Below are 13,526 nucleotides of genomic sequence, written 5' to 3' on the forward strand. Positions count from 1 at the left end.
CTTAAGTAGTTATTTTGTGATAAAAATTAGATATTTTATTAGCAAATTTAACAATAATTACGTTTATTTACATCGGTATAAATTAGAAAAAGTTAAAGCATTGTTACGCAAAAATGATAAAAAAGCTACTCAATTGAGTAGCTTTTTTATCTAATTCATACGTTTTTAACACGATCACCTTTATTATTTTACTTCAAATATCATATGAACTGGTTCGATCATCTGTTTATGAACGAGTGATTTAACATCATTTGTGATGACTAGCTGATACGTTTCACCAGAATGATAGTCTTTTAGTGGTTCAACTTTTATCATATTACCATCGACCAGGCTAACATTTGTTGGTACCTTCTCACCTGTTGAATCCATTACATAAACATAATCTGCCGTAACCGTAGCTGGATGTAATTTCGTATTAAAGTTCACTTCCCAAACTTTATCTTCTTCTACATCAAAACGCGTATTCCACTTAAAGAATTCACGCTCTTGGTCAAGCTCCACAACAGTAAAGGTACTGAATTTCTCAGTATGAACCGTTACACCTGTTGCTTCACCTTCTTCGTTATAGCTGATTTTCCCTGACACAAGTTCTCGATCTCCATCGGAGTGAACAATATAGACACCTAGATTTTTTTGATCTGAGGTAATATCTAAATCACCCAACGGGATCGTCACTTCTGTCTGGCCTTTATAATCCGCTTCAACACGAATCGTTTCTCCGCGTTGTTTTACATTTACTTTTTGGTCGGATTCTAAATCTTGTTCAATTGAAGCTGCTTCTGAAGAGGATACTTCAGAAAGGTTAATGGATATGTCTTCCCCAAATTGATTTAATGTCTTTTCGGACAGCTTGATGCTTCCTTTTTTAGATTGTAGCTGAAGTCCCATCTTTCCATTTGATAGTTTCTCAACTGTATCCTTATTTAAGGAGATAGCAAGTTCATCCGCTTCATTAGATGTGAAATCTAGCTTCAGTTCTTTCTGTTTATTATTCATCGCCTCTTCAATCATATCACTAGCATTGTCATCGATTGTGATAGTGTTACGAACTTTACCATTTGGTAGTTTTTCTTCTTTTACATCAAATTCAACGCTATTGCTATCACTAGTTTCGTCTTCTTCATCACTTCCGCTAGTTGGTGCTGGGGATGGTGATGGTGAAGGACTAGGCGATCCGCTACCAGCATTATTTGTTTCTTCTTCTACATTGTTTACGGTCACATTCACACTTGTTGTTTGGCCATCAAAAGATGCTTCGATTGTGGCTGTTCCGTCTTTCAAAATGGTTACTTGACCATTTTGATTGATGGACACGACATCTGAGCCGCTCGTGATGTTCCATGTGACTTTATTTGTTAGTAAGTCATGTTGATTTACGTCTACCTTAAGTACACCATAAGCTTGCAAGGTAAAACTTAGGTCATCTTCATTCACGATAACATTGCTCGTTTCAGCACTGTCTTTTTTCACGTAAAGTGATTGATATTTGTTGGTAATGTCAATGGTTCCAACAGGTAACGTTAATCCACTATGCGTTCCACTCTTCCATTCAGCAGAGATGTTGTATGTGCCTTTTGACCAACCTGATGGGAGAGAGAATTTAAATTTATTATTGTCTGATGTTGATTGTGCACTTAGGGTATGTTGTTCTGGTCCACTTATAGACAACTCTGGTAGATTCCCTGATAGTGCAAAGTTAATCGATTGTCCTGTAACGATGATATCCTGTGTCGCATAATCAAATTCAAATGCACTTTTTGAAACATCATTAATAGTGCGTTCAGGTTTAACTAAGAAAGATGTTTCATATTGATCTCCACTGCTTTCCTCAATCCGGATGGTATGAGAACCTTCAGATAATGAATCAGATAATGTTAGAGCGAGTTCTGTATCTGTACTTACATTGTATTGAGCGCTATCTACAGTAGTACCATCAATTAAGAGATCTTGAATATTCGTAAACGAGGTTGAATCTCCTGTTAGTGTGATAGATGGTGAACCGGCTAACTCGTCTTGATAGATTTCTGTACGGGACAGTTTGTTAATCCCTTTGTTATCAACGGTTAGAGCTTGTTGCTTTTCAATTGATTGTTGGAACCCTGACTCATTCACATTCACTTTAACATTGTAAAGTCCTGGGTTTGAGATAGAGCTTGGAACAAGATCAAACGTTAAGGTATTGTCATCTGAAGCTGTAACGTTACTAATATTACCTGCCTGATTTCCTGATCCATCTGTTATGAGCACGTTTAAATTTTGCGTGTAAGTGAAGTTCGTGTTCATACCAGTCACTGTCAATGTTACGTTTTGATCAGAAGTATTCACGACAGTACTTGGGCTCACACTGCCAAATGATGGACTTAATACACTTACATCATGTGTTAACTGATCTGTTGTCGTATTCGAATCTCCATCCATATCAATCTCGATTGTATGTGTTCCACTTGGTAATCCAGATTTCAGTGTGAATTCAAGAGACGTTTTATCTTGCACTTTAACTGATTCCGTCTGGCTAGTTTGTCCTTGAACTGATACCGTCGTTGCATCATTAAAATCTGTATGACCTCCTGTTACTTGAACAGTATGATCTACATATCCTTCTGGCAAATCTCCGTTCATGTTTAGACCCGTATTTAAAACAAATTCAGAGATAGAAGGTTCAACTATTGTAAATGATTTTTGTATTTCTTTTGTTCCACTATATACCGAGAACTTATAAGTCCCTGGTGTAATATCTCGAGATAGTGTGAAGGTAATCTCTTGGCCTGTTAATGACTTGTTTGAGATTTTTCCTGTAACCTCATTGTCTGATGAATCCAACACTTTTAAACGATCCAAAGTACTCTGGTCAAAATTTGTCGTTGTGTTTCCGACAATTCTTAGATTGATAGAGCCGTTGGATTGACCGATTTTTGTTACTTGAACATCTTCCTGAGCTTTTTTCAAATCTGCTTGTGCTTGTTTGACTTGAAAACTTGTTGACGCTTCTTCAACGCCTGTTTTTACTAGGAGATCATACGTTCCTGCAGTAAGACCACTATTTACATTTACTTTTAATTTGTTCGTATCTACAATTGTAGGGCTACCATTTATGACTGATTGAACTTCCCCATTTTGAAGAACTGAAACAGTGGTCGTATTGTTAAAGCCTGTATTCTGTCCTGTTACGACAAGTTCTTTCTGGCTATACCCTTCATTTAATGAAAAGTTTGTTGGAAGACTAATAGAAGGAGTGCCACGAACGACAATGGCATTATTCTTTACTATTGTCTTATCCCCTGTTACCACTTCAACATCATACGTACCACTCTCTAGCCCTGTACTAAGGGAGAATGTTAGATCTTTTGTGTACGGATCGATTGTCGAGATGTTCGTAATGTTCGGTGTGTCAACAACCGTATTATTTGCATCTAAGATATTTACTTTTGTTTGTTCAATTGTGAGATTTGCATATTTTGCTGTTAGTGTGATGCTAGGCTTAGAATCATACTTGTTCGGCAAGCTTTGTAAAGGTACTGAACTCGTAATAATTCCGCTTCGAATCTCAATATCCCCAACATCATAATAACTATAACCATCTCCATCTACGGATTGACCATTTGGATCTCCAATTCGAATAGCATATGTACCTTCTGATAGATTAGGTGGAATCGTCATGTTCACCTGTTCATCTGTTGAATCTAGTAAATTGACTTCAATCGCATTCGTCTCATTTGTCCCCTTTTTTATTAGAACTGGGTGACTTGATCCTGGTGTAAATGTACCTGAGGCCGCTTGAACGGAAATCGTCTTTGAAACATCAGTAGGGTTCACATAAGAAGGCGTTACGGTAAAACTAATGTCTGCAGCTTGTACTTGTACATTTGGGATAAAACTTAATAATAAGATCAGGATTGTACTTATATTTAAAAGCTTCTTTGTTCTTTTCATATACTCACTCCCCTATTCGGGTTTATTAGAAAGCAGGAAATTTAAATGTAATCGTAAAATTTCGATGCTCTTCTTTTTTAATATCCTTTTAAACTTCTCCAGTGACGTTGAGGGTAAAAAAGGATGTCCCTGACATGTTCAGCATGTCAGGAACATTGTAATGAATTATTTATTTGGTTGAATATCTAATTGAATGGTTGCTTCATTTTCTTCTGTGATCGTGAAGGTTTGTTCAGTATTCACTGTTTTATATCCTCCACTCTGCTTCATCATACCTGTAATGGTGTACGTCATTCCTTTTCGTAATGGACGAGAGAACGTTCCATTCTGTTCAATATGAATGACTTTGGTTTTATCATTTTCATCCTTGACTTCAAGACTAAAGGCTGTAGTAACATCCTCGCCACCTAGTAGAACTTCTCCTGTCACCATTTGGTTTTGAGATGCAGATCCACCTAGGTCAATGGTAAACTCGCCTGAACCTTGTAGATCAATCTGTTCCTCTATCGGTAAGTTACTTGAACCAATAAAGGACGCAATGTTATAGGTACCATCTTGAAGTGTGCCTTTAAAGGTGTAGGAATTGTCCGTTGCTGACTCGAACTTGAGTTCAACTCCGTAAGTCTCACCATCAATGGAACGCGTAACCATAAGGTAAGGTTGCTCAGACTGGTATTTGCCTGGAACGTTTTTCAGTGTAACCGTTACATTATCAGCAGGCTTTTGAACGGTGATTTGCTGCATCGTTCCATTTTGAATCGTGAATTCTTTATTCGGTAAATACCATGTATCTTCGCCTCCAACTGAGATGACTTTATAGCGCCCATCTTGAAGTACCATATCAAATTGACCTTCATTAATTTCTGTACTTTCTGTATGGTTCCAGAAAACATTAGTATTTGGATCTTTTTGTTCCTCACTGTCTGTAATCTGTGAGCCATCTAGCTTCGTTTGAGTGCCTTGCTCATCAAAACGTGCTACTGTAACCCAGCCATTTTGAATAAGGTTTGTCCCAGTTGAGTCTTTGTAGACCGTTCCCTCTAATGTAGGTTCTAGAGGTGTTACTTGAAGCGTTGTTGTCTCACCTTGTAGTACCTCAAATGGGATGTTGGTTTTATACCATGTGTTTTGACTAGACACTTCAACAACTTTATATTTCCCAGTTGGCAATGTGATTTCAAAACTACCAGCGTCTGCTTTGTACTGAGTCCAACGTACCTGATCCCAGTCATGTGTTCCAGCATCAGCGGGTTTGATGGCAATCCAAGCATTTGTTGTTAATGGATTATCCTGTTTGTCTTCCACTGTACCCGTTACGTTTGGTGCTGGTGGGTAAATGGAGATGCTTCCGTCTTGTTGAGTCATTCCATTTCCAGTACTTTCGATTGTCCCGTTTGTTACTGTGAACGGAATTTGGACTTGCTTCCAAGTATTTTGATTACCAAAGGAAACGATTGTCCAGCTTCCATCTTTTAACTTCGTAGAGAACTCACCATGTTTATTCGTATTAATCGAGAATGTGCTTCCCCAATCTTGATCACTCGAATCTGCTGGCCTTACATTGATCCAACCCCATTCTAGCGCTGTAGATTGATCACTATCTAAATAGGCCGTTCCCTCAAAGTTTGGTTCTTCTTCTGTAACCTGTAAGCGATCAGAGCCAACCAGTTGACCGTCACTTACTTCAAATTGCGTATTCGTACGAATCCAATCGTTATGTGCACCTGCTTCTGTCACCATATAATGGCCATCCTTAAGCATTGCTGCAAATTCGGTTGATGAAGATGCAGTATTTCCCCAATATGGTTCGCCAGATTCAAATTGCTCACATGTCTGGTCTGTGCATTCACGAATGGTAAACCATTTCGTAGAGTTTGTACCAGCGTCCATCTGAATATCGCCATAGATGTTTGGTTCAAGACTGATGTTGGTTCGTTGCTCTCCACTTCGACTCGTTACTTGCTGACCAGAGACTGTGAACTCTTTACGTACTGGTACGAATTTCCCTTCAACCCATTGACTTCCTTGCCATTGTCCTTGGGTATGATAGCCTTCAATTCGGTAGTTTCCATCATCAAGGTTTAGCATGAATGTGCCATTCTGGTTGGTATTCACACCTACATGGTAATTTTGGATGTCATAATCTTTCGTCCATTCGTCCGTCAGCTTAACTACTTGAACGTGTGCGTTCTTCATGGCAGTTCCATTTTCTTGAACGGACCCTGTCACATTTGGAGTATAATCCATAGTGACTTGATATTTCGTTTGGAACTCCCCTTCATTCATCACAACGTTATCTGAAGATCCATCACGATTAATTGTGAATGTTTGATTTACATCAACAAATGATCCATTCACATCCAACCCTCGTAGCTTATAGGTTCCTTCTTCAAGGAATGCATAGAAGTTTGCTTTCGTTGGATCTTGAGCGTCTAGCTTCATATCGGTCCAAACTTCGTATTGCCATGGATTGTCTTTATATTGTTGATAAGCGGCTTCATCATTAAAGTCTTCTTGCGTATAAACCGGACGTATTAGTGCTCCCATACGTTCTTGGTTCTCTGCTGCAAGTTCTCCTAGAGAAATAACACCTTTTACATTTGGCTGTAGTTTTAAGCCTTTTGTATTTTGGCCGATTGTTATTTCTTTGTTCATTTCAAGACGATTATGTTGTTCCTGTTCATTCGTACGGTAATACATATCACGGATGATATAGGTACTGCCTTCTTGAAGGTTTTGTCCAAAGACTCCTCCGTCATGGAGACGTACGGATGTTCCTTCACGATTTTCTTGGTTGTCTGTAACTTTTTCTAGCCACATATCTCCATCAATAATGGATTGGGCATTCTCATACGTATATGCTTCACCGCTAAATGTGAATGTGGATTGCGGTGTAAACTCATAAGCCTCTGTTGTGCTTAACGGAATCGTGATACCAGAATCAAAACGATAGTATTCTTGGTCCGTTGCAATGGCAATCACTTCATATTCTTTTGTACTATCTAGATTTGCTTCAAAATAGCCATCTGCATTTACTTGGATATTCTCTTCATAAAGCCATGGATATTGTTGATAGTTTGCTTCTTTCACACCTTTTTCCTTCAAGATCATTTCAACGTACTGACCTGTGTAAGGCACGCCTTGGCCCGTACTATCATATTTCTGATAAAGGTGACCGAAGAAGTTTGGTTGTACTTCTGTTAGTTCTAATGGTGACGGCAGTGCATTTCCATCTTGGTTTACAAGTTGGATATCACCATTTGTGTTCGTATTTGCTGTGAATGGATATTGAATTTCAATCCATTTTTCTCTTGTTCCTACCCCTTCAATAACGTAATCTCCCGCTTCTTGAATCGAAGCATGAAATTCACCTTCATTTGAGATCTGATAAGAATAAGACTGTTGCGTTGTTTTGTTGCGTACCTGTAACCAAGCATCGGTAATACGCGTTTCTGTATCTGGATCGATTACATACCCATTTAAGTTCGGTGCTGATAAACGAATCGTTGTTCCAGCTCGATCACTTGCAGAGTTGGACGTATCGATCATAAATGTTTGATTTTCTAAACGATTCCACGTGTTTTGGTATTCATATCCCTCAACAGTAATCTGAGTACCATTTTCAGAGATAATATCTTGTGGGACACTTACGAGTAACTTACCATTTTCGTTTGTCGTTCCACTTTCATACCAGCCTTGTTCCTCAGCTCCTACTTCTACATGATAACCAGCTAACCCATTCCCTTGTTCATCAACAAGCTCTACATATGCATTGAAGTTTTCACCAATATTAATGGCTTGGGTTAATGGGGTATCGGCTTGTACTGTAAATGGCTGATTCACATCTTGTTCCATACGATCAAACTGATAATGAGAAACTTTATAATCACCAGCAGGTAGATAAGCTGAGAATTCCCCATTATAAGATGAAGCTCCAAATGAACTTACCGTTGATCCATCGACAACCTCTTCAATTGTAAGAGAAGCGTAATCTGAACTCATTACTTCAGATCCGTTGACTGTGAACTCAAAATCTACATTAGGTTCTGGTAACTGAACTTCTAGCTGCGTATTTGTACTTAAATATTCAATTGGCTTGGAATCCTTTAATGGAAATAGTTGTGATCCCTTCTCATTCTGTACCGTTACATGTCTTACATTATAGGTGCCTTCCTGAGGAAGATATAAACCAACTTTACCTTCTTCATTTGTAACTGGCGCAACCTGAAAACCATTTGGCCCAGAAATCACCACATGTGCGTCACTAACTGGATTCCCTGCAAAATCTTTTAGCACCATAAATGTGCTAGGTTCTGCAATCGTTACATCATTTAAAGTAGCGCCTGGTGCCGTAAATGTTGTTTCTGCTGAAGGGGGCACAATATCTTGCCCTACTTGTTTACCAAGTAACTTATAATTTCCTTCTTCAAGATAGAGATCAAAATGACCATTAACATCTGTAACGGTTGTGACCAAATACAGATCTTCTATTGTCTGAATTTGACCCCAAATCTCATCGCGCTGTTCTTTTGTTAAGCTAGAATCTTTCGCTTGCTTCAACAGAGATTGATACGTATCTACGTAAGATTGTTTCATAAAAGCTAACGTTTCCGTTAACTCATAATCACTGCTGCGTTTTATATTTCCTGTGACATTAGATGCTGGTACAACAATGTCTTTTTGATACACTTGATCGATCGATTGAACCGGAATGGCGAATCCAAAATGTTTAGAAGTAAATTGATCCTCACCAATATTTTTCATACCGATGACCGTATAAGCTCCTGCTTCCAATTGCTGCGAAAGCTTCCCTAAGCTATCTACTTCAAAATGATAGCGATTTACCTCATCCCATTCACCATTTAAGATGTCAGGAATCTCATTATTTCTTACAGCCATTAGTACCTTAGAAGATAAAATGTTTCCTTCTGAATCTACTAATTGGCTATTTACATTCGTGTACATGCGTAACATTTCACGTGTAGGTTCCTTCATTGTAGAACCTAATGTATCTGTAACACCGCTTATTTCCACTTGCATACCTGGTTGATAAGCACTTTTTGAAACGAGTAATTGATAACGATGATATTTATCTGAGGTACGCTCAGGGTTTCCTCGTAACAAATAATCTGTAGATTCCGTTAAAGGGAGTGCTTCTCCAACGTAATTATAGAATGCTAGGTTTTGTGACGTGAAGTTTGCCTCCGCTACTTCTCTACGGTCAAAATCAACTGTGAATGTATAATACGTTTGGTCATTGATTACGGTCTCGCCATCATTATACACATGTGGTCGGAGTGGTTCTGTAACTAGGTTGACAGACCCAACACCTTCTTCAAAGGAGACAGTTGATACAATCTCATTACTGTCGTTTGTGTACTCTTGTTTATACTTCACGTTTGCGACTAATTCTTGGCTGTTTAAAGAAGCAAGATTGTTTAGAGCCGCTTCACTTTGGGTGAATGTTACTTGTGAATAATAACCTGTCCACACAACATTCCCATTTTCATCTGTATCTTCTACTGTCTTCGGCTGCTTATTGATAGCCTGATCGAATTCTGCTACTTTCGTTTTCGTTCCATCACTACCTAATTGATACAATTCCACTATTGCATTGTCCATGGAACCATTGAATCGACGTAAGTCTACAGTGATTTGTTCAGATTGTGGTGTGATCGTTTCTTGAATATTTCCATCTTTAAAGATATCTGGTGAATCAGCTGGGTACCAATCGAACGTTTTCGACACAGTATCGCCTGCTGAATTCGAGTAATTAAACGTAATCGTATTGCGCACTCCTGGATCAACAGGAAGTTCATCGTAACGATTGTCATCTGTTAATGTCGTTGTTTCATAGGTCGCTTTATCAAAGTCGGAAGGCACACCTTTAAATCTTTCGTTGTAGTGCCCTACGATTGAAAAGTCCCCCCTAAAGTTTCCATCTTGATCTCCTCTAGTCAAGGTGAGTAAGAATGGATAAGTTTCTCCACGTGCTGAAGTCGTTTTTCCTTCAACAATGACATGGTCTTTGTTCATGTCGCCTGTATTGATCACCTCTACAGGGAAGGACTTAGAAGATGTATGATCTACATCTACCGATTCGAAACGGCCGATCGCAGGTGTTTTTTGCGAGTAATTAAACTCAAATGCTGGATCGATAACCACTTCTTTTCTTGTTGTTTCAAGCTTTTTATAACCCACTAGTTCATTCGAAGCATTATACCCTAATACATAAAAACTGTTTGCATCAGGATTTTTAATGATTTGATCCACAACTTGCGTGAAATCATTGTTTGTTGCTTGAACTGTTAATACTGAACTAGCACTATTAAAGGCTGTATCTTTCGTAATGTTAATGTTTACAAGATCTTGACTACTTACATTTGTAGTTGTTGTCATTTCATTTTCGTTATAAGTTGAAGTGAATCCGTAGTCTTGCAGGTTTATTTCAGATGATTCAAGTACAACTTTTAACGTTTCAATGTTGCTCATATTATCTGTACTACCAAGGTCCATTTGAACTTGGTTACCTACTAATACTGCTTCATTACTTCCACCAAACTGTTTTAAGGTTGGTGTGCTTGTACTTGTAATATCTGGATTTGAAACATGGATTGTCTGATGAGCAATTTCTGTTTCTTGATCCGTTGTCTGGTTCCAGATGCTTAATTCTGTATTTTCTGCTGCAGCATCAGCATACACATTATTTAAAACGTTAGAGAATATTGAACTTCCAGCTTCAGATTCAAATGTAATCTGGTATGTTGTATTTGCCTGAAGTGTTGCTCCTGTTGCCAAACGTAAGCCTGTGTAAAGGAAGTTCGGGTCTGTACTATCGCTATTATTCTTTATTGAACTGTTTACATGATCCAAGTTTACCGTTGCACCATCGTCTATGTTGTTTAGCGATACTACACTCTTATTAAAGTTATTTTGGACATTGTCTTGAATCACACCAGGCAGTACATTTCCAGACATTTGGAAGTGTAGCTGATTTGCTGTTGAATAATCTTGGTCGCCGGTTGTGAATTCAATATAAGGATTACTTCCCGTTTGTACATTTAAGTTCTGTAAAGCTAATGGATCTTGAGTTGTGTTATCTGATGATGTATCAAGCGTAAATGATGCTGTCGTTTCTGCCCCTGAACTAGGGTCTTGTAGAGAAAGCGTATATTCACCATCATTATAACTACTTATATCAAAAGATCCTTGTAAGAAACCCACATCATCTGTGTTGATTTGTTGACTTTGGAGCTCGACACTGTTTTGTAATAAAGAAACCATAACCTCCTGATTAGCTGGTCCGACACCACCAAACTCAACTGTTGTATCATCGACTAGCTTAACCGACAAGTCCATTGAAGGTTCACTTGTGGTATCCCCTAATGTGAATGGTTCCGTTACCGTTACAGGATTCGTTTGACCTGGAAGTGGGTACGTAAACGTGTAGGTGTAGTCACCAGGTTGTAGATCTCCATTATAGTAGTCGTTTACTAAATAAGTTCTTTCATCGGTAACTGGAGTCATTGCCTCCGCTTGGTCTTCGATCGTTATAGATCCTTTAAGATGCTCATTAGTCGCAGAATTTGCAATGTAATTTAAATAAAAGTCTCCATATTGCAATAAGTGTTCAACTCTAAAGAATGATGAAGAGCTCAAATCCATTTTGACACTCGCTGAACTCATGCTATCTGCAAGTTGGAATTTTATATCTGAGCTAATCTGTTGTTTACTCGTGTGAAAAGTGTAACGATAATCGCCTGTTGTTTTACTTACATCCATTTGATAGGTCCCTGGTGTAACCTTAATCATCGGTTGGTTTAGTACAGTTTGATACGTGAAACTATCCCCAACATTGTCAATTGCACCAATAGAAGTAACAGCTGGATCATCAATTGTAATCGTAAGCAGCGACGTCATTGTATTGGAAAAATCAAGACTTGATGTTGAACTTAGATCTACTTGTTCAACCATGTGGAACAGTTCATCGTTTGTATTTGAACCTTTAAGTTTGACATAAGGTGTTGATACATCAGAGTCATAAAGAATTTGTTCAATTCCTATTGGATCAAAAAAAGTAAAGTTACTCTGGTTAACATTTGGAACATGTACATATTTATCCACCGATACACCCGTTGGTTTATTAATGGACAATTGGTTGTATGCCTGATCCATAGATACTGAAGATAATGCTTTAAACTCAGATCCTGTTAGAGTATCCGTGTACACATATAAGAATACCTCACCATTTTTTTCTAATTGGTAGACAAGATTTAATTGATAGGTAGCTGTATCTTCTAGTGTAAATGATTCAGAAAGGGACAAATCCTTATTAACGTCAGCATCAGGATACACTGCTTCCCCGTTGCTAACATTTGAAATATTCCCATGCATAAAACTTACAACATTAAATCCGTCAATTGTATCTAGAGTCGATGTTGTTGTTGAATCAGTTGTATCGTCAGTAGTTGAATCTTGTGAACTGAAGTCAAGTTGGTAGTCAGAACTTACATTAAGTCCCCCTTTTATAAAAGGTTCCCCATTTTCATTTCCGAACACTGTCAGGTCTGAAGAAGGGGAAACATAAACGGACTTAACCCCTGTTGCGCTTAGTAATCCAGTTGAATAAACTCCCTCATAATTAACCTGAGTTATACCTCTGTCAGTAGTAGAATCAGAAGGAACACTCAATTTCACTACAGAACTGATTTCTTCTGAAAAATCAATGCTTGTAGTTGGGTCATACTTGATCATATTATATTTTTCCCCTGATTCATCTTTAGCAGTGTACATCACCGCTGCTGGCTGAATCGTTGTAACAAGATTTGAAGTACTTGCGTCCATACTCGCTATAATTCCATTTTGATTAAACGCATAATAATAGCGGTTAAATGTAAAACCTTGTGGAGCAGCCGTTATATCATATTCTTGAAGTGCTAATTGACTTAAATCAATATTTGTTTTGGCTAATAATGTACTTCCTGAAAAGTTTTTTTGATCGTATAACTTTTTTTGCTGACCATCTGAGTTTGTCACATATAACTTAGACTCTACTAAATAGTCTTTTCCCGTTTCTACTGCAAACTTTAGATCAGCTAAATTAAATGTAAACTCACCTGAGCTATTTTGTTTGAGTTGTATGTAATCAGACTTACTTTGATCAGCTAGTGGCGTGATAGCCATTCCACCTGGGTTATCTGAGTTAATGGTATATCCTGCTGTTGGTGTAATGGTAATATCCGTTGTTGCTGCCTGAACATTTGTGACAGGAACATAAGGTAAGAACGTGGATATAACTAGAAAGAATATCATGATTAATGCATATGTTCTTGATTTAGCTTTTGTCACTATTTTTACCTCCTAATTCAGAAATTTGGTTTTTTATGTACACATAATCTCTCCTTTTCTATGAATTTTTTAAAACGTTTCTTAGTATAACAAAAGACCTAATCACTTGAGTGTCGTAATTTGTCGAAAACAAAACTTTTTCATCATAAAATGTTACTTTTTATCCTATTTTTATAAATCTATTGTCTTATGTTGTTTTATGGCAGGATTTTATAGTACTCTTAAAATGGAAAAAAATATATTTATAG

At 37.9% G+C, this 13,526-nt stretch carries 2 protein-coding genes; both read right to left on the minus strand.

Going from position 1 to position 13,526, the window contains the following annotated elements:
* Positions 1-183 precede the first annotated feature (183 nt).
* On the minus strand, positions 184-3,930 hold the full coding sequence (locus H514_RS0115520; RefSeq protein WP_027447780.1) for an Ig-like domain-containing protein: 3,747 nt from the start codon (positions 3,928-3,930) through the stop codon (positions 184-186).
* Between the two features lie 165 nt (positions 3,931-4,095).
* Positions 4,096-13,278, minus strand: coding sequence for a hypothetical protein (locus H514_RS0115525; protein ID WP_027447781.1), 9,183 nt, complete (start codon positions 13,276-13,278; stop codon positions 4,096-4,098).
* Between the last annotated feature and the right edge of the window lie 248 nt (positions 13,279-13,526).

Source organism: Pontibacillus marinus BH030004 = DSM 16465 (assembly GCF_000425225.1).
Taxonomy (GTDB): Bacteria; Bacillota; Bacilli; order Bacillales; family BH030062; genus Pontibacillus; species Pontibacillus marinus.

Coding starts and splice junctions, on each gene's coding strand:
- H514_RS0115520 (WP_027447780.1), bottom strand. CDS start 3,930: ATGAAAAGAACAAAGAAGCTTTTAAATATAAGTACAATCCTGATCTTA.